This window comes from Actinokineospora sp. PR83, from assembly GCF_021056305.1.
Lineage (GTDB): Bacteria > Actinomycetota > Actinomycetes > Mycobacteriales > Pseudonocardiaceae > Actinokineospora > Actinokineospora spheciospongiae.
Genome location: NZ_JAJCXD010000017.1, coordinates 1 through 18,927, shown reverse-complemented (window position 1 = coordinate 18,927; position 18,927 = coordinate 1). Strand labels below are relative to the sequence as shown.

Sequence of the window (18,927 nt, the reverse complement as noted above, 5' to 3'; positions counted from 1 at the left end):
CCGAAAAACCCCGAGAGAGCAGAACAATGACGACCTTCACCTCCGGCCGCTCCCGCGTGCCGACCCGCCGCCGGTTCCTCGGCCTGACCGCGGGCGCGCTCGCCCTCGGCCTGCTCGCTGCCTGCGGCGACTCCGGTCCGGGCGCCTCGGCGGGCAGCAGCAGCACCGCCGCCGCCTCGGGCCCGTGGACCTTCACCGACGACCGGGGCAAGACGGTGTCGCTGCCGCAGCGGCCGACCAGGATCGTCATGCAGGTCAACGCCGCCGCGACCCTGGTGGACTTCGGCATCAAGCCGACCGCGGTCTTCGGCCCGCAGAAGCTCAAGGACGGCAAGGCCGACCCGCAGGCCGGGGACGTGGACCCGAACGTGGTCAGCGTCGGCACCGAGTTCGGCGAGTTCAACCTGGAGAAGTACACCGAGCAGCGCCCCGAGCTGCTGGTGACGATCATGTACGGCGAGTCGCTCTGGTACATCCCGGAGGAGTCGCAGGCCGCCATCGAGGAGAAGGCGCCGATGGTCGCCATCCAGCTCGGCGGGGTGTCCGCGGCCGAGGGCATCGCCAAGTTCGCCAAGCTCGCCGAGTCCCTCGGGGCCGACCTGAACTCCGCCGAGCTGGCCAAGGCGAAGAAGGACTTCGAGGACGCGGGGGCCGCGCTCAAGGCCGCCGCCGCGGCGAAGCCGGGCCTCAAGGTGGAGGTCGTGCAGGGCACCCAGGACGCGCTGCTGGTGGGCAAGCCGAGCTTCTTCAGCGACCTCAAGTACTTCACCGAGCAGGGTGTGGACATCGTCGCCCCCACCGCGGGCGCGCAGCCCACCTGGGACGAGCTGAGCTGGGAGCGCGCCTCCACCTACCCGGCCGACCTGATCCTCACCGACGCCCGCCAGTTCACCCTGTCGCAGGACGAGCTGGCGAAGATCCCGACCTGGGCGCAGCTCCCGGCGGTGCAGGCCAAGCAGCTCGGCCTGTGGCACGCGGAGACGCCGATGTCGTACCAGAAGCTGGCGCCGGTGGTCCGCGAGCTGGCCGGGGTCATCGAGAAGGCCCGCGCGGATGTCGTTTCCTGACGCGTTCGCGGCCCGCTACCGGGACCGCGGCCACTGGACGGGCGCCCGCCTGGGCACGCTGCTCGGCGGTGCGCCCTCCGACGTCGCCCTGGTGTCGGGCTCCGAGCGGGTGACCTACGGCGAGCTGGACGCGCGCGCGTCGCGGCTCGCCGCCGGGTTGGCCGCGCTGGGGATCTCGGCCGGGGACAACGTGGTCGTGCACCTGCCGAACGGCGTGGACTTCGTGGTGCTGTCGTTCGCGCTGTTCCGGTTGGGCGCGCGGCCGGTGTACGCGCTGCCCGCGCACCGGCGCAGCGAGGTCGAGTACCTGCTGGCGCACAGTTCGGCGGTCGCCTACGTGATCCCGGACCGGCACGCGGGGTTCGACTACCGGGAACTGGCCGCGTCCATGCCCGCGGTGCCCCGGGTGCTGGTTTCCGGCGACCCCGGGAACTACACCGCCCTGTCCTCTGTGGACTCGGAGCCGGTCGAGCTGCCGCTGCCGGAGCCGTCCTCGGTGGCGCTGTTCCTGCTCTCGGGCGGGACGACCGGGCTGCCGAAGCTGATCCCGCGCACGCACGACGACTACGCCTACAACCTGCGGGCCAGCGCCGAGGTCGCCGGGCTGGACTCTTCGACGGTGTACCTGGCGGCGCTGCCGGTGGCGCACAACTTCGCGCTGGCCTGCCCCGGGGTGCTCGGGGTGCTGTCGGTCGGCGGGACGGTCGTGCTGGCGCCGTCGCCGTCGCCGCCGGACGCGTTCCCGCTGATCGAGCGGGAGCGTGTGACGGTGACGGCGCTGGTGCCCTCGCTGGCGCTGCTGTGGATGGAGGCCGCGAAGTTCGCCGGGCGCGACCTGTCGAGCCTGGCACTGGTGCAGGTCGGCGGGGCCAAGCTCAAGGAGGAGGCGGCCCGGCGGGTCACCCCGGCGCTGGGGTGCGCGTTGCAGCAGGTGTTCGGCATGGCGGAGGGGCTGCTCTGCTTCACCCGCCTCGACGACCCGCTGGAGCTGGTGGTCACCTCCCAGGGCAGGCCGCTGTCGGTCGACGACGAGATCCGCGTCGTCGACGAGGACGGTGACGCGGTCGCCCCCGGTGAGCTGGGGCAGCTCCTGACCCGCGGCCCGTACACCCTGCGCGGCTACTACCGGGCCGAGGAGCACAACGCCCGCGCGTTCACCGCGGACGGCTTCTACCTGACCGGCGACCTGGTGCGGGAGCTGCCCAGCGGTCACCTGGTCGTCGACGGCCGGGTCAAGGACGTGATCAACCGCGGTGGGGAGAAGGTGTCCGCCGAGGAGGTGGAGAACCACCTGCTGGCCCACCCGCTGGTCCACGACGCGGCCCTGGTCGGGGTGCCGGACGAAATGCTCGGCGAGCGCACCTGCGCGTTCGTGCTGGCCCGCGGCGAAGCGCCGACGCTGGCCGGGGTCGCGGCGTTCCTGCGCGAGCGCGGGGTGGCGGACTACAAGCTGCCCGACCGGCTGGAGGTGCTGCCGGAGTTCCCGTACACGGCGGTGGGCAAGGTCAGCAAGAAGGAGCTGGCCGCCCGGCTGTGAGGTGCCGAAAAGCCCCGACCCGGTTCTCCGGGTCGGGGCTTTTCGGTGCCGTCAGGCGGAAATCTCGACCAGTTCGCGGACCGCGGGGACCACGTGCGGGGCGACGCTGCCCAACTTCTCGCAGGTCTCCTCGTACTCGCGCTCGGGGGTGGAGTCGGCGACGATGCCCGCGCCCGCGCGCAGCCAGGTGCGGCCGTCCTTCTGGTAGATGGCGCGCAGCACCAGCGCCGCGTCCAGGGCACCGTCGCAGTCGGTCATCAGGACGGCACCGGCGTAGAGGTCGCGGGGGCGGTCCTCCAGCCGGGCGATGCGGTCGTAGGCGGGGAGCTTGGGGATGCCCGAGGCGGTGACCGCCGGGAACAGGGCGGCCAGCGCGGAGAAGGCGTCCTGGCCCGCGGCGAGCCTGCCGTTGACCCGGGAACCCAGGTGCTGCACGCTGCCGCGCTCCTTGACGGCCATGAACTCCTTGACCGTCACCGAACCCGGCTCGCACAGGTCGTCGAGTTCCTCGCAGGCCAGCTTGACCGACGCCGCGTGCTCGTAGACCTCCTTGGGGTCCGAGAGCAGGTCCAGCCTGCGGTCGAGGTTCGTCGTCTCGTCGCCGCCCAGGGCGCGGGTGCCCGCCAGCGGCTGGGTGCTGACCTCACCGTCGGCGGCGACCTCGGTGACCGTCTCCGGGCTGAACCCGGCGGCCCGCCAGCCGCCGAGGTCGAGCAGGAACGAGCGGGCGGGGGTGTTGCGGGTGCGGCCCAGCACGTACGTCGACACCAGGTCCACCTCGAAGGGGACGTCGACCGCGCGGGAGAGGATGACCTTGTTGAGCTGGCCCGCGCGGATGTCGGCGACCGCGGCGGCCACGGCGTGCTGGTAGGCGATCCGGCCGTCGTCGGCGGTGATCCCGACCGGGGTGGCCTCGACCTCGACCGGGTCGGCGGGGGCGCGGAGCAGGTCGCCGATCTCGGCGAGGCGGGGCACGTCGACGGTGCGGACCACGACCTCGTCGGCGCCCAGGCGGATCTCGGTGCGCGGGATCGCCAGGTGCAGCAGGGGCTGGTCGGCGACCAGGTCCGGTCTGCCCGCGACGGCGTAGGCGAGTTCGAAGCCCGCCCAGCCGAAGGCCCGCCAGCGGGACACCCCCGCGTCCGCCAGGGCCTGCTTGACCTGGGCCAGCGAGTTCCCGGTCCACGGCTGGGCGGTGGTGCGGCCGTCGACCGTGGTGCGGACCGAGTCGCGGTTGAGGACGACCTCGACCAGGCGGTCACCGGCGAACCAGAACTCCCCCGCGCGCTCGTAGACGACGTGCGACTCGAACACCCCGGACGAGGCCAGGCGCCCGGCCAGCGCCAAGGGCTCGAACCGGCCGGGAATCCTCAGTTCGTGGTATCGGTGCACGCGGCTCTCCCAAGGCGTCATCGACCGTTCTTAGGTCAGGCTTGCCTAATCTACCCCAGGTGAACGCCCGGAGAAGGGAGCAGTGTGAGATGAATTGAAGATCGGCGCGACAGTGAACCCGTTGCCCCCGTTGACACGTACTGTCAAGCCGCCCACCGGGTCATCGTTGTGCACAGGTCCATCCCCAGGCTGGGGAAAACCCGGGCGTCAGCCGCAGGCGGCGGCGCGGTCCAGGAGCAGGGCGCGCTCGCGGGTGTTGCGAGTCAGCCCGGCGGCGCGCTCGAACTCGGCGCGGGCCTCGGCGGGGCGACCCAGCTTCACCAGCAGGTCGCCGCGCACGGTCGGCAGCAGGTGGTAACGGCTGAGCGCGGGCTCGTCGACCAGCGCGTCCACCAGGTCCAGACCGGCCTGCGGGCCGTGCGCCATCGACAGCGCCACCGCCCGGTTCAGCTCGACGACCGGCGACGGGTTCACCGAGGCCAGGTCGGCGTACAGGTCGGCGATGCGCGCCCAGTCGGTGTCCTCCGGGCGGGCGGCGCGGGCGTGGCAGGCGGCGATCGCGGCCTGCGCGGTGTACGGGCCGCGCGGCCCCAGCCGCTCCGCTTTCTCCAGGGCGTCGAGGCCGCGACCGATGAGCAGCCGGTTCCACCGGGTGCGGTCCTGCTCCAGCAGCAGCACCGGCTCGCCGTTCGCGTCGACCCGGGCGCCCGCCCGCGAAGCCTGGATCTCCATCAGCGCGACCAGGCCGTGCACCTCCGGTTCGCGCGGCATCAACCGGGCGAGGACGCGGCCGAGGCGCTGGGCGTCCGCGCACAGCTCCGGGCGCATGAGGTCGTCGCCCGCGGTGGCCGAGTAGCCCTCGTTGAAGATCAGGTAGATGACCTCCAGGACCGAGGCCAGCCGCCCGGCCAGCTCCGGGCCGGACGGCACCTCGTACCGGACGTCGGCCTTGGCCAGCGCCTTCTTCGCCCGCACCACCCGCTGCGCCACAGTGGACTCGCCGACGAGGAAGGCGCGGGCGATCTCCTCGGTCTTGAGCCCGCCGAGCAGCTTCAGCGTCAGCGCCACCCTGGCCTCGGCGGACAGCACCGGGTGGCAGGCGGTGAAGATCAACCGCAGCAGGTCGTCCCGGATCTCCCCCGCGGTCGGCTCAGGGACCTCGGTCTCCAGGTCGCGGGCGATCTCCAGGTACTTGCGGTCGAGGGTCTCCCGGCGGCGGAACTGGTCGACGGCGCGGCGCTTGGCCACGGCCATCAGCCAGGCGCCGGGGTTGCGCGGGGTCCCGGTCTCCGGCCACTGCTCCAGCGCCGCGACCAGGGCGTCCTGCGCCAACTCCTCGGCCATCCCGACGTCGCGGACGAGCCGCACGAGCCCGGCGATGAGCCGTGCGGACTCCATCCGCCACACCGCCTCGACCGCGTTCGCCACGCGGCCCAGGCTACGGCCCGACTACGGGGCCTCGACCACCAGCCGCACGTCCATCTCGATGTCGTGCCCGAGCACGTCGGCGAACCGCAGCGCCCACTGCACGGCCTCGGCCCGGTCCGGCACCTGCACGATGGCGAACCCGGCGATCAGCTCCTTGGTCTCGGCGAACGGCCCGTCGGTGACCGTGGCGTCCCCGTCCTTCACCACGATCCGGGTGGCCTCCTTGGTCTCCCGCAGGCCCTCGCCTGCCAGCAGCACCCCGGCGTCGACGGCCTCCTGGATGAAGGCCCCCATCCGCTCCATCAGCTCGGGGGTCGGCGGGACACCGGCCTCCATGTCGGGGGTCATCTTGTGCATCATCATGAAACGCGGCATGTCGCTCTCCTCGATCGTCCGGCTCGAACACTGACGCGTCGAACGAGCCACCCCCGGAATCGACACCCGGCCGGAAAAAGTTTCCGCGCCCGGGTGGGCGGTGTGTAGGCGCGGCCCGGGCGGGTAGGCCACAGGGCGTCGCCTACCCCAGAGGAGTGTCATGAGGGCATACGGATTCCGCGAGTACGGGGGCCCCGAGGTCCAGGAGTACCTCGACCTGGACATGGTGGAACCGATGGCCGGTGAGCTGCTGGTCGAGGTCGCCGCGGCCGGGGTGAACCCGATCGACTGGAAGATCCGCGCCGGGTACATGAAGGACCTGCGCCCCCTGGAACTGCCCGCCGTCCTCGGCACCGAGGTCTCGGGCGTGGTCCGCGCGGTCGGCAAGGACGTCGAGGGCTTCGCGGTGGGCGACGAGGTCTTCGGCAGCACCGCCCCGAACTCCGGCGCCTACGCCGAGTTCGCGCTGACCACGGCGACCGCCACCGCGCACAAACCCCCGCACGTCTCCTTCACCGACGCCGCCACCCTCCCGGTCGCCGCCGCCACGGCGTACGACGCACTGGCCCAACTGGACCTGCGGGAGGGCCAGACCCTGCTCGTCAACGGCGCCAGCGGCGGCGTCGGGGTCGCGACCGCGCAGCTCGCCCGGGACCAGGGGATCACGGTCGTCGGCGTGGCAGGCCCGGACAAGCGGGAGCTGATCGAGTCACTGGGCGCGATCTTCGTCGAGTACGGCCCCGGCGTCGTCGAGCGCGTGCACGACCTGCTGCCGGAGGTCGACGCCATCTTCGACCTGGCGGGCGGCGACGGCCTGCGGGCGGTTGCCCCCCTGCTCGACGGCGGCCCGATCGTCACCGCGGGCGACCCGGCCACCGCGGCCGAGTTCGGCGGCACGATGGTCGAGCGCGACCGGACCGCGCGGGTGCTGGAGATCGTCGCGGGCCACGTCGCCGAGGGGAAGCTGGACCCCCAGGTCGAGGACGTCGTGCCGTTCGAGGAGGCGGAGAAGGCGGTGGCCGCGGTCGAGGTGGGCCACGCCAAGGGCAAGGTCGTCATCTCCCTGCGCTGACCCCCACCCCCGCCGGAACGGCAGCCGCGGCATCGCCGTTCCGGTGGGCGGGCCACTTCCTAGTCGTCCGCCGCCTCATCGGACTCCGACCGCACGTGGTCCACCAGCACCACGGTCACGTTGTCCCGCCCACCCGCGGCCAGAGCGGCGTCCACCAATGTGTCGGCGGCCTCCTGCGGGTCGACGACCTCACCGAGGACGGCGGCGATGTCCTGGTCGGCGACCTCCCCGGTCAGCCCGTCGGAACAGATCAGGAACCGCTCCCCGGGCACGGGCACGCGCGGCCAGAGGTCGGGCTCCGGGGGCGCGTCCGACCCCAGCGCCCGGGTGACGACGTTGCGCCGCGAGTGCACCGCGGCCTCCTCCGGGCTCAACCGCCCGGCAGCCACCATCTCGGCGACCTCGGAGTGGTCCCTGGTCAACTGCTCCAGCTCACCGTCGGCGTACCGGTAGACCCGCGAGTCCCCGATGTTGAACACCACCCACCGCGCCTCCCCGTCCACGTCGGCGAGGCACACCCCGGTGACGGTCGTCCCCATCCCCGCCTGCTCCGGGTGCCGCTCCGCGGCGGCCACGATGTCCGCGTTCACCCGCACGAGCCGCGCCCGCACGTCCTCCCCCCGCACCACCCGCTCCACGTCCAACTCGCGCAGCCCGTCCACCGCCATCCTGCTGGCCACGTCCCCCGCCGCGTGCCCACCCATCCCATCGGCGACGGCGAACACCCGCCCCTCCGCCAAGAAGCTGTCCTCGTTGGCGGCGCGCACCAACCCCACATCAGTCGCGGCCCCCACCCGAATGACCGGAACGCTCACACCGACCTCCACCCGCTCCCGCGGACGACACCGCCCGCACCCGCAAGAATGTTGCACACCGCCACTACCTGGGGTACCCCAATCCGCGGGCGGTGCACCGCACTGTGATCGAAAGAGTGCGTCCCCCGTGGACTGGGGGTGCCCTCGACACACGCGGTGATCTGCGGGATCAAGCGCCGGGAGCGGTGGGCGGGGCGCGCGGGAACCGCAGCCCGCGCGAACCCGCCACCGGTCACATCAGGGATCGGTCAGGGACGCGCGTAGCCCTCGCAGGCGAGTTCGTAGGTGTCGTTCTCGTCCTTGAAGCAGAGGATGACGTAGCGCGGGCCGCCTGCGATGTCGACGGGCACGTTCATGGTGGCGGTGGACACGTCGTTGCAGTGCAGACTGGTGCTCCTCGGCGGCCATTCGGTGCCGTTGACGTCGTAAGCCCAGGCGTAGAGCCGACGGCAGTTGCTCGCCTTGAACGAGTAGTCGATGTCGACCGACCGCTGGTGCCAGCGCAGCTTGCCGAGGGCGTAGGTCGCGCCGTAGCGGAGGATCGGATCGATCGAGCTGGACGGGTCCGCGGTGGTCGTGGCGGGTGTCGCGGTCGCGACCGGTGCCCCGGCCAGAACGGTCGCCGCCACGACCGCGGTCACGGTGGCGTACGCCTTCGCCCGGCGGACTGGCTCGCCTGTCCTCCAGCCACCTGAGCGGCGTACCTTCGCGCCGATTCCCATCATGGATCTCCCCTTTCGCCACCACGTGTCGGCTGACGGCGAAAGGCTCGCAGTGTTCACTGCAATCGCACTGCAGTCCTACGGAAAGTAACTGGTCAGAGGTACGATCGAGCCGGGGAGGGGGGTGTTCGCATGCCTGATCTTCGGTTTGGCGTGCTCGGCCCGGTCGTGGTCTGGCGTGGGGTGGACACGGTCGAGATCGGCTCCGACAAGTGCCTGCGCGTGCTCGGGGTGCTGTTGCTGCACGCCAATCAGCGAGTGGACCGCCAGCGGATCATCGAGGGCGCCTGGGACGGGAACCCGCCGAGGAGCGCGGTGAACCTCGTCCAGAAGTACGTCGGTGACGTGCGCAGATCGCTGCAACTCGATCGCGGTTCACTGCAGACGATCGGCACCGGCTACCTGTTGCGGGTGGCCCCCGACCAACTGGACAGCGACCAGTTCGCCTCCCGCCTCGTCCGGGCGCGCGAAACGAAGAGCGGCGGTGATCTCACCGCGGCCCGGCAACACCTCGCCGAGGCCGTGAAGTTGTGGCGCGGGCCTGCCTTCAGCGGCATCGACACGCCCGCGGCCACCACCGAACGCGCCCGGCTCGCCGAGTACCGGTGTGGTGCGCTCGAGGACCTCTCCGAGCTCGACCTGCTGCGCGGCGAGCACGCGCTGGCCGTCCCCGAGCTGACCCGGCTCGCCGAGGAGCACCCGTACCGCGAACGCGCGCGAGAGCTGCTCATGATCGCGCTCTACCGCAGTGGGCGCCAAGGCGATGCGCTCGCGGTGTTCCACGACGTCCAGCGACTGCTGGCCGACGAGCTCGGCGCCGACCCCGGGCCCGGGCTGCGGCGTGTGCACGCGCAGATCTTGCGCGCGGACCCCGCACTGGACTGGGTCGCCACGGCCGGGCAGCAGCGGCCGATCGCCCAGTTGCCCGCGGACATCCCGGACTTCACCGGGCACGTCGAGCCGCTGGGCGAGCTGCTGGAGCTGCTGGTCGAGCGCCAGGTGGTGGTGATCGTCGGCGCGCCGGGGACCGGGAAGTCGACGCTCGCGGTGCGCGCGCTCCACCAGGTACGGGACGACTACCCGGACGGCCAGCTCCACCTCGACCTCGCAGGCACGTCCGAGGTGCCCCGGGACCCGGCGCAGATGCTGGCCGAGTTGCTGCGCGCCCTCGGCGTCACGGACGCGGTCATGCCCGCCGGTCTGCACGAACGAGCCGCCCTCTACCGGTCGCGGCTGGCCGACCGCCGCCTGCTGGTGTTGCTCGACGACGCGGCCTGCGCTCAGCAGGTCCGGCCGCTGCTGCCGCCATCCGGCGGTTGCGCGGTGGTGATCACGAGCCGGCACCGGCTGGCGGACCTGGCCGGTGCCGAGCACGTCGAGCTGGACGTGTTGTCCCCGCGGGACGCCCGTGACCTGCTGGCCCGCATCGCAGGCGCGGAGCGCGTCGAGCGGGAACCGGGGGCGGCCGATGCGATCGTCGAGCTGTGCGGGTACCTCCCGCTGGCCATCCGGATCGCAGGCGCGAAGCTCGCGGGCAGGCGCGGGTGGACCCTGCGGGTGCTGCGCGACCGCTTGGCGGACGAATCCCGGCGCCTGCGCGAGTTGCGGGTCGGCGACCTCGACGTGCGAGCCAATTTCGACCTCAGCCTCCGCCAGCTCCCCGAGGAAACTGTCCGGGCGTTCCGGCTGCTGGGGTTGCTGGGCGCGGAAACACTGCCCGCCTGGGTGATCGGCCCGCTGCTCGGTGGACAGGTGGGGCACGACGTGCTGGACGCCCTGGTCGATGCCTACCTCGTACGCCTGGTGACCACCGACTCCGCGGGCCAGCCGCGGTATCGATTGCACGACCTGCTGCGCGCCTACGCGACAGAAGGCGCATCGGGCAACTACCCGGTCGCGGAACGCCGGGCGGCGGTGGAGCGAGTCATCTCGGCCTGGCTCGCCCTCGCAGAGCAGGCCCGGGAGTTGCTCTACCCCAGCCTCTTCCGGCCGACGCCGGGCCGTTCACCGCGCTGGAGCCCGGATCACCGGGTCGTCGATCCCCTCGCCTGGTTCGACGCCGAGCGCGGGACGCTGCTGCGCGCGATCGAACTCGCGACCGAGTGGGGTTTCGCCGAGCTCGCGTGGGAGTTGGCGGTCGCCGCGGTGCCGTACTACGACCACCGCAGCCTCTACCAGGACTGGAACCACAGCCACCGGCTCGCGTTGGCAGCGGCCACAGCGGCAGGTGACACCCACGGCGAAGCGGCTTTGCTGCAAGGACTGGGCCAGGTGCACATCTACCTCGACGAGGTGGACGAAGCCCGCCAGGACCTGCGCCGGTGCGTGGAGCTGTACCGGGCCACCGGCGATCGACGCGGCGAAGGACTCGCGTTGGCGAGCCTGGGCACCGTGCACCGCGTCCGCGGCGAACTCGATGCGGCGCTGGCCATCGACAAGGAAGCGCTGGCCCACTTGGTCGCCGCCGGGCACCGGCAGGCGGAAGCACAGATCCGGACCGCCATCGGCATCATCGGCTTCGACCGGGGCTCCGACGACGCAGGTCTGTGGATCGAGGACGGCCTGCGGATCGCCCGGCACCTCGGCGACCGCCACCGGCAGGCGGTGATCCTCCGCACGCTCAGCCGGTACCACCTGGGCATCGGCGACACCCCGGCCGCGCTGCGCGACCTCACCGAAGCGTTGACGATCTTCAATGAGATCAGCGACGAGCGGTGCGGTGCCTACACCGACCAACGGCTCGGCACGATCTACGCGGAGCTCGGTGACCGTTCCCGCGCGGAGTCGGCCCTCCAGCGCGCGGCACTCGTCTTCCGCCTCAACGGTGACCGCAGCAACGAGGCCGCGTGCTGGCAGCAGCTCGGCGAACTCGAAAGCGAGCTCGGTGACGCTGCCGCGGCCCAGCGCCACCTGGGCTCGGCGGTCGAGCTGTGGCGGGCCATCGATCTGCCCGAGCGCGCCGACGCCGTGCAGGCCGCGCTCGACGCGGTGACCGGCAGTCAGAGCCGCAGGAGAGCGAACCGCGACCCGATATGGAGGTAGGCGCGTGGAGGTAGGCGCGTCGCCGGAGCCGGATCTGGCTGGGGGGCCGTACCACGAGGGGATCGAACGATCTTCGCTCGGTAGCCGGCAGCGGATCGTCACCGCTGATGACACCGCCTGCTTCCGGCCTGTCAACGGCACCCGTCGGCCTGAGCGATACCGGCTCTGACATGCGGTGGAGCCGGTACCGGGACTCGAACCCGGAACCTTTCGCTTACAAGGCGAGTGCTCTGCCAATTGAGCTATACCGGCGTCGGCGCCCTCGGGCGCCGACGCCATCCTAAGGCCGGAGCCCGCGCGGTTGCGGGGTGGGCCGGGATCGGAGACTGTCGCCTGGACGGCCGGGGTCACCCGGGAGAGTGACGCTGGTGTGGGGAGGCGGTTGTGGGGCGCTTCGGGCGCGGTGGTCGGCGGGCGGGGCTGTGGTGGCAGCGCAACCGGGCCGCTGAACCGGCGGGCGGTGGGGTGGCGCCGGTGGCGGGTGAGGCGGTGGAGGGGCCTGCCCAGCTCGGGGAGCGGCAGGTGCACTTCGTGCTGGACCTGGCGTTGCGGATCGGGGAGGTGCAGATGACGTCGGGGGCCGGGGCCTCCGACGTGACGGCGACGATCATCGCCGTGGCCGCTGCCTACGGGTTGCCGCACTGCGAGGTGGACGTGATCTTCACGTCGATCACCGTGGCGTGCTGGCGGGGGACGGAGGAGCCGCCGATCACCTCGTTGCGGGTGGTGCGGTCGCGGTCCCTGGACTACACGCGGTTGGCCGCGGTGGAGAACCTGGTTCGGCGGATCACCCGGCAGCAGGTGTCGGCGGAGGACGCCCATGTCGAGTTGGAGCGGGTCACCGCCGCTGAGCACCCCTATCCGCGGTGGGTGGCCACTGCCGCGTGGGCGGGGATGGCTGTGGCGGTCACCGTGCTGATCGGTGGGGATCTGCTCAGTGCGTTGTTCGCCGGTGGGATCACCGCGGTGGTGGATCGGGTGGGGCGGGTTCTGAACAGGAGGGCGCTTCCCTTCTTCTTCCAGCAGGCTGTCGGGGGTGCGTTGGCAACCGGTGGGGCGCTCGCGCTGTTCGTCAGCGGGTGGGTGCCCGCGGCTCGGCCGACGCTGTTGGTGGCGGCTGCCATCACCGTTCTGCTGTCCGGGCTGTCCGTGGTCTCCACCGTGCAGGACGCCATCAGCGGGTACAACGTGACCGCGGCGGGGCGGACCATGGAGGTCTCGCTGATGACCGCGGGGCTGATCGCGGGTGTCGTGCTCGCCTTCAACGTCGCCACCGCGCTCGGGATGCAGTACACGCCCCTGGCCGATCCGCTGCCGCCCAGTGCGCTGCGGCTGCCGGTGCTGGCCCTGGCCGGGGCCGCGGCCTCGGGGTGCTTCGGGTTGGCCAGCTACGCGACGCCGAAGGCGCTCCTGGTCTCGGCCGCGGCCGGGGGGATCGGGGCGGCGGGGTTCGGGGCGCTCTCCCTGACCGGGGCGGGGCCGATCGCCGCTTCCGCGGGGGCCGCCGTGGTCATCGGGTTCGGGGGTGGGGTGGTTTCGCGGCGGTTGGGGATGCCGCCGTTGGTGGTGGCCGTGTCGGGGATGGTGCCGTTGCTGCCGGGCATCACCACCTACCGGGCGCTCTACCAGCTCGCGGTGGAGCGGACCGTCAGCGGGCTGCCGACGTTGATGTTGGCTGCCGCGATCGCGTTGGCGCTGGCGGCGGGGGTTGTCCTGGGCGAGTACCTGGCGCAGCCGGTGCGGTCGGGGTTGGGGCGGTTGGAGCGGCGGTTGGCCGGGCCGCGCATGTCCGGGCCGCTGCGGCCGACCCGGCGCCGGTTGGAGTGACCGGTCGAGTGACAGATTGCACCCAATTCGCGCCCCGCTCGCAGGACGCGGGGTCGGCCCGCGTTGGCTAGCCTCAACAGGCCAGGCGAGCTCCCCGGTTCGACAGGAGGCACTTCCAGCGTGAGCAGCGAAAACGCTCCCGGGTCCGACGGCGCGGACTTCATCGTCGCGGCGAACCGGTTGCCGGTCGACCTGGAACGGTTGCCCGACGGCACCCAGCGCTGGAAGTCCAGCCCCGGCGGCCTGGTCAGCGCGCTGGCCCCGTTCCTGCGCAGCCACAGCGGCGCCTGGGTGGGCTGGCCCGGCGTGCCGGACGTGGAGCTCGACGAGCTGACCGAGGACGGGCTGCGGCTGCACCCGGTGTCGCTGACCTCCACCGAGGTGCGCGACTACTACGAGGGCTTCTCCAACGGCACCCTGTGGCCGCTCTACCACGACGTCGTCGCCACCCCCGTGTTCGACCGGGGCTGGTGGGACACCTACGTCAAGGTGAACCACCGCTTCGCCGAGGCGTGCGCGAAGGTGGCCGCCCCGGGTGCGACCGTGTGGATCCAGGACTACCAGTTGCAACTGGTGCCCTCGATGCTCCGCGACCTGCGGCCCGACCTGCGGATCGGGTTCTTCCTGCACATCCCGTTCCCGCCGACCGAGCTGTTCATGCAGCTCCCCTGGCGCGCGGAGATCGTGCGCGGGCTGCTCGGCGCCGACCTGGTCGGCTTCCACCGGCCCGGCGGCGCGCAGAACTTCCTCTGGCTCGCCCGGCGGCTGCTCGGCCTGGAGCCGACCCGCGGCGCGGTCGGCGTGCGCACCCGGCCGGGTGTCATCCAGCTGGGCAACCGGGCGGTGCGGGTGGGCGCGTTCCCCATCTCCATCGACTCGGCCGGGCTGGACGCGCTGGCCCGCAAGAAGGAGACCGTCGCCCGCACCCAGCAGGTGCGGGCCGACCTGGGGAACCCGAAGAAGATCATCCTCGGGGTGGACCGGCTCGACTACACCAAGGGCATCGACCGCCGCCTCTACGCCCTGCACGAGCTGCTGCAGGAGGGCAAGGTCGACCCGGACGAGGTCGCCATGGTCCAGCTCGCCACCCCCAGCCGCGAGCGGGTCGAGCACTACCAGCGGATGCGCGGGGAGATCGAGCAGATCGTCAGCCGGATCAACGGCGAGTTCGGCCGGGTCGGGCGCCCGGTCGTGCACTACCTGCACCAGTCGGTGGGGCGGGCGGAGCTGGCCGCGTTCTTCGCCGCCGCCGACGTCATGCTGGTGACCCCGGTGCGCGACGGCATGAACCTCGTCTGCAAGGAGTACGTGGCCTGCCGCCACGACCTGGGCGGGGCGCTGGTGCTGTCGGAGTTCGCCGGGGCCGCGGCGGAGCTGACGAGCAGTTTCCTGGTGAACCCGCACGACCTCGACGGTGTCAAGAACGCCATGCTCGCGGCCCTCACGATCGATCCAGCAGAAGGCCGCCGTAGGATGCGCGCGCTGCGGCGACAAGTGCTGACCCACGACGTCGACCGGTGGGCGCGCTCATTCCTCGACGCACTGGATCCAGAGCACGGCCACTAGCGCCCTGTCGTTCCCCTGACACCGATGTCCCCAAGGAGAAGGCGTTGACCGCCGAGGCCCTCCCCGCCGAACTCCGGCGTGCGATCGTGCAGCTGGCCCGCACCCCGCGCCTGCTGGTCGCCTGCGACTACGACGGCACTCTCGCGCCCATCGTCGAGGACCCGGAGAAAGCGCGCCCGCACACCGAGTCGGTCGGTGCGCTGCGCTCGCTGGCCGGGTTGCACGAGACCACCACCGCGGTGATCTCCGGGCGCGCGCTGCGCGACCTGGCGACGCTGTCGCGGCTGCCGTCGGAGGTGCACCTGGTCGGCAGCCACGGCTCCGAGTTCGACGTGGGCTTCGTGCACGCGCTCGACGCCGCCGCCCGCGAGCTGCACCAGCGCGTGGAGGCCGAGCTGGACAAGCTGGTCGACGGCGCGGTCGGCGTGCAGCTCGAGGTCAAGCCCGCCAGCATCGCCGTGCACGTGCGCCGCACCGACCCGGAGACCGCCGAGCGGGTGCTCGGGCTGGTCCGCTCCGGGCCGTGCACCTGGGCCGGTGTGCAGGTCACCGAGGGCAAGGCGGTGGTCGAGCTGGCCGTCGTGCAGACCGACAAGGGCCACGCCCTCGACGTGCTGCGCCACCAGGTCGGCGCCACCGCGGCGATCTTCGTCGGCGACGACGTGACCGACGAGAAGGCCTTCGCCCGGCTCTCGGGCCCCGACCTGGGCGTCAAGGTCGGCGAGGGCGAGAGCCTCGCGGGCTACCGCATCGCCGACCCGGTGGCGGTGGCCAAGATGCTGGCGTTCCTGCTGGAGGAGCGGCGCAACTGGCTCTACGGCGAGCAGGCCCCGCCGATCGAGCGGCTGTCGATGCTGGCCAACGAGCGCTCGGTCGCCCTGGTGACCCCGGACGCCCGGCTGACCTGGCTGTGCCACCCGGAGCCGGACTCGGCGGCGATCTTCGCCGACCTGCTCGGCGGGCCGACCGCTGGCCACTTCTCCGTCTCCCCGGAGCGCGGCGGGCTGCCGCTGGGCCAGCGCTACCTGCCCGGCACCATGACCGTGGAGACCCGCTGGTCGGGCCTGCTGGTCACCGACTACCTCGACCACGGCGCCGAGGAGTACCGCACCGACCTGACCCGGGTCCTGTCCGGCACCTCCGCGGCCGTGGTGGAGTTCGCCCCGCGACCGGAGTTCGGGCAGGTGCAGGTGCGCCTGGAGGCCACCGAGGACGGCCTGCGGGTGCTCGGCACCTCCGACCCGATCGCCCTGCGCTCCCCCGGCGTCACCTGGGAGATCACCTCCGACGGCATGTGGGACGCCGCGCGCGCGGTCGTGCAGCCCACCGCCGACGCCCCGGTGGTGTTCGAGCTGCGCTGCGGCACCGACGACCTGTCGCCCAAGGCGCAGACCGAGCCCGAGCGCAAGGCCGTCGCGGGCGAGTACTGGTCGACGTGGCTGGACACGCTGGTGCTGCCCCCGGTGGAGAAGGAACTCGTGGCCCGCTCCGCGCTGGTGCTGCGCGGCCTGTGCCACAGCGAGACCGGCGCGATCATGGCCGCGGCCACCACGTCGCTGCCGGAGGAGATCGGCGGCGTCCGCAACTGGGACTACCGCTACTGCTGGCTGCGCGACGCGTCGATGACCGCCAAGGCCCTGGTGTCGCTGGGGTCGACCGCGGAGGCGGAGGCGTTCCTCGGCTGGGTGCACGGGGTCCTGGAGACCGTGGCCGGGCCGGAGCGGCTGCACCCGCTGTACACGATCGCGGGCACCACGCTCGGCCCGGAGGCCGTGATCGACACGCTGCCCGGCTACGCGGGTTCGCGCCCGGTCCGGGTCGGCAACCTGGCCAACCAGCAGGTCCAGCTCGACGTCTTCGGCCCGGTCGTGGACCTGGTGGCCGACCTGGCCGAGGCCCGCGGCGAACTCACCGACGGCGACTGGACCATGGTCTGCGCCATGGCCGAGGCCGTCACCCGCCGCTGGCACGAGCCCGACCACGGCATCTGGGAGGAGCGGCACCGCCCGCGCCACCACGTGTACTCCAAGGTCATGTGCTGGCTGACGATCGACCGCGCCATCAAGCTGGCCCAGGCCCACGGCCGCGAGGTCGACCCCACCTGGGAGCCGCTGCGCGCCCAGATCGCCGACGACGTCCTGACCAACGGCTGGAACGACGAGATCAAGTCGTTCACCACCGCCTACGACGGCACCGACCTGGACGCGGCCACCCTGCTCATCGGCATGGTCGGCCTCATCGACCCCACCGACGAGCGCTTCGTCGCCACGGTCACCGCCACCGAGGCCGAACTCCGCTCCGGCTCCACCGTCTACCGCTACCACCGCGACGACGGCCTCCCCGGCGACGAGGGCGGCTTCCACCTGTGCGCGGCGTGGATGATCGAGGCCTACCTGCTCACCGGCCGCCGCACCGAGGCCGAGGACCTGTTCGCCCAGATCGTGGACGCGGCGGGCCCCACGGGCCTGCTGCCGGAGGAGTACGACCCGGTCGCGGAGCGCTCGCTGGGCAACCACCCGCAGGCGTACTCCCACCTGGGCCTGATCCGCTGCGCGCAACTGCTCTCGGCCTGAACCGGCACGCACTGAAACGGGTCTCTTCCCTTGGAGCTCTTCCAGGGGAAGAGACCCGTTCCGGTCCGACCCCGCTTCGCGGCGAGGGCTGACACAAACCGGCCGGCTTCGCACGAACAGTGGTCACCCGAGCGCGGGGCGTGGTTAGACTCTCCCGACCGTACGCCGCACCGAGCGGGAGCAGCCATGTCCGTCGAGCAGCCCAGCCCCCCGGAGGCCGTGGACGCGGTCCGCGCGGACGTGCGCATCGAGGCCGACCGGTTCACCCGCGGCGAGACCGGTGGCGCTTCCGACGCCCAGGGCGGCGCGTTCGTCGTCAACCCGGCCGAGCTGGAGGCGCTGATCAAGGGCTGGGAAGTGCTCCAGGCCGGCATCGAGCGCAACGACGCGGCGCTGGCCGAGGCCGCCCGGAACGCCCAGCACCCGATGGCGGCCGACGCGGTGAGCGGTGACGTGGCGATCCGACTGAACGGAGCCATCACCACGGCGCTGGTGGGCAACATGGAGATGCGGGAGTACGCCAACCGGTACCTGGAAGCCCTCCGCGCCATGTCCCCCCGGTACCGGAACACCGACGACTCGGCCGCGAGCGGCCTGCGGGATGGGAGCTGAGCCGTGGCGGGGATGACCGGGGACGACATCTACCGAAACTTCCACGAGGCACCGGGCTCCGGTTCGCTGCACCGCTCGGCGGACGGGTTGCGGGAGGTGGCCGGGCAGTACGACGTGAACGTCGACCACCTGATCGCCCTGGTGGCTCAGATGGAGGGCTGCTGGACCGGCGAGGCGGCCGGGGCAGCGCACCGGGCGGCCGGGCCGCTGTCGGTGCGGCACGAGGCCGGGGTGCCCGTCGTGGAGGGGCTGCGCGGGGTCGCCACCCAGCAGGCGGGCGCGTTCGAGGCGGCCAAGCGGGCGGTGGTCGAGGTTCCCCCGCTCCCCGCGTTCTCCCTCAACCCACTGGACCACATCTGGCCCGCGGACGGGAAGCCCTACTTCCAGAAGGTCGTCGACCACGTGGTGGCGAACAACACCAACGTGCAGGTCATGCGCAACTACGAGGCGAACACCGCGCACACCAGCGCCACCATCCCGGCCGCGCTCGGCCAACTCAGCGGCGACGGCACCCCGCTGTCACTGCGCGAGCCGACGGTCCAGAACACCGGCATCGTCGTCAGCGACCCGGCCGCCCCCGGCTCGACCGGCCACGCGGGCGCCCCGCCCGCGCACCCGACCACGCGAACCTCGACCCACGTGGCCCCGCCGCCGGGCGCGGCGCCCGCGGTGACAGCCGATCCCGCGCCCGCCCCGGTCTCCGCGGGCACCACGACCCCGGCCACGACCGCACCGAGCCCGGTGCACACCGGCCCCGGGCTCGACCAGCAACCGCTGCCACCTCGCCCACCGGCGCCGGTCAGCCAGGTGGGCCCGGGCCCGCTCCCCGGCGTGGCGGGCACCGGCGTCGGCCCGGCAGGTGGCCGCGGCGCGGCCGGGTCGGGCGACGCGGCAGGTCC

13 protein-coding genes, 1 tRNA gene and 1 pseudogene are annotated in these 18,927 nt (G+C 72.5%); 9 read left to right on the top strand and 6 right to left on the bottom strand.

Annotation, left to right across the window (positions count from 1 at the left end):
• The first annotated feature begins 26 nt into the window (after positions 1–26).
• Complete coding sequence (locus tag L6E12_RS05825; RefSeq protein ID WP_236226848.1) at positions 27–1,067, top strand: ABC transporter substrate-binding protein; 1,041 nt, start codon at positions 27–29, stop codon at positions 1,065–1,067.
• The gene (locus L6E12_RS05820; protein ID WP_236226847.1) at positions 1,054–2,604 is read left to right on the top strand and encodes a (2,3-dihydroxybenzoyl)adenylate synthase; all 1,551 of its coding nucleotides are present in this window, start codon (positions 1,054–1,056) and stop codon (positions 2,602–2,604) included. The genes L6E12_RS05825 and L6E12_RS05820 overlap by 14 nt, the downstream gene beginning before the upstream one ends.
• A 51-nt stretch (positions 2,605–2,655) precedes the next feature.
• Here L6E12_RS05820 and L6E12_RS05815 read toward each other — a convergent pair whose 3' ends face one another.
• The 3 genes from L6E12_RS05815 to L6E12_RS05805 all read right to left on the bottom strand — a co-directional run bounded on the left by L6E12_RS05815 (position 2,656) and on the right by L6E12_RS05805 (position 5,799).
• Complete coding sequence (locus L6E12_RS05815; RefSeq protein WP_236226846.1) at positions 2,656–3,996, bottom strand: salicylate synthase; 1,341 nt, start codon at positions 3,994–3,996, stop codon at positions 2,656–2,658.
• A 207-nt stretch (positions 3,997–4,203) separates the two neighbouring features.
• On the bottom strand, positions 4,204–5,394 hold the full coding sequence (locus L6E12_RS05810; RefSeq protein WP_236226889.1) for an RNA polymerase sigma factor: 1,191 nt from the start codon (positions 5,392–5,394) through the stop codon (positions 4,204–4,206).
• Positions 5,395–5,445: 51 nt separating this feature from the next.
• A complete protein-coding gene (locus L6E12_RS05805) occupies positions 5,446–5,799 on the bottom strand; it encodes a YciI family protein (RefSeq protein WP_236226845.1) in 354 nt (117 codons plus the stop codon).
• A 160-nt stretch (positions 5,800–5,959) separates the two neighbouring features.
• Here L6E12_RS05805 and L6E12_RS05800 point away from each other — a divergent pair, with 160 nt between their 5' ends.
• Positions 5,960–6,871 carry an NADP-dependent oxidoreductase gene (locus L6E12_RS05800; protein WP_236226844.1) on the top strand — a complete coding sequence of 304 codons (912 nt, stop codon included), beginning with the start codon at positions 5,960–5,962 and terminating at the stop codon, positions 6,869–6,871.
• Positions 6,872–6,930: 59 nt separating this feature from the next.
• Here L6E12_RS05800 and L6E12_RS05795 read toward each other — a convergent pair whose 3' ends face one another.
• Together L6E12_RS05795 and L6E12_RS05790 are read right to left on the bottom strand one after the other, a co-directional pair.
• The gene (locus L6E12_RS05795; protein WP_236226843.1) at positions 6,931–7,686 is read right to left on the bottom strand and encodes a PP2C family serine/threonine-protein phosphatase; all 756 of its coding nucleotides are present in this window, start codon (positions 7,684–7,686) and stop codon (positions 6,931–6,933) included.
• 248 nt (positions 7,687–7,934) lie between these two features.
• Positions 7,935–8,327: a hypothetical protein gene (locus tag L6E12_RS05790; protein ID WP_236226842.1), complete on the bottom strand. Its 393-nt coding sequence runs from the start codon at positions 8,325–8,327 to the stop codon at positions 7,935–7,937.
• Between the two features lie 213 nt (positions 8,328–8,540).
• On the opposite strand from L6E12_RS05790, the gene L6E12_RS05785 reads away from it, so the two are divergent.
• Positions 8,541–11,450 carry a BTAD domain-containing putative transcriptional regulator gene (locus tag L6E12_RS05785; protein WP_236226841.1) on the top strand — a complete coding sequence of 970 codons (2,910 nt, stop codon included), beginning with the start codon at positions 8,541–8,543 and terminating at the stop codon, positions 11,448–11,450.
• A gap of 176 nt (positions 11,451–11,626) precedes the next feature.
• Here L6E12_RS05785 and L6E12_RS05780 read toward each other — a convergent pair.
• A tRNA-Thr gene (locus L6E12_RS05780) sits at positions 11,627–11,702 on the bottom strand.
• A gap of 213 nt (positions 11,703–11,915) precedes the next feature.
• On the opposite strand from L6E12_RS05780, the gene L6E12_RS05775 reads away from it, so the two are divergent.
• The 5 genes and pseudogenes from L6E12_RS05775 to L6E12_RS05755 all read left to right on the top strand — a co-directional run.
• Complete coding sequence (locus tag L6E12_RS05775) at positions 11,916–13,277, top strand: threonine/serine exporter ThrE family protein (protein WP_236226888.1); 1,362 nt, start codon at positions 11,916–11,918, stop codon at positions 13,275–13,277.
• A 120-nt stretch (positions 13,278–13,397) separates the two neighbouring features.
• Positions 13,398–14,843 carry a trehalose-6-phosphate synthase gene (locus L6E12_RS05770; RefSeq protein WP_236226840.1) on the top strand — a complete coding sequence of 482 codons (1,446 nt, stop codon included), beginning with the start codon at positions 13,398–13,400 and terminating at the stop codon, positions 14,841–14,843.
• 44 nt (positions 14,844–14,887) lie between these two features.
• Positions 14,888–17,416 (top strand): trehalose-phosphatase, encoded by a 2,529-nt coding sequence (gene otsB, locus L6E12_RS05765; RefSeq protein WP_236226839.1) that lies wholly within the window; start codon positions 14,888–14,890, stop codon positions 17,414–17,416.
• 186 nt (positions 17,417–17,602) lie between these two features.
• On the top strand, positions 17,603–18,028 hold the full coding sequence (locus L6E12_RS05760) for a hypothetical protein (RefSeq protein ID WP_236226838.1): 426 nt from the start codon (positions 17,603–17,605) through the stop codon (positions 18,026–18,028).
• A 3-nt stretch (positions 18,029–18,031) separates the two neighbouring features.
• Positions 18,032–18,927: pseudogene (locus tag L6E12_RS05755) on the top strand (hypothetical protein); the annotation flags it as partial.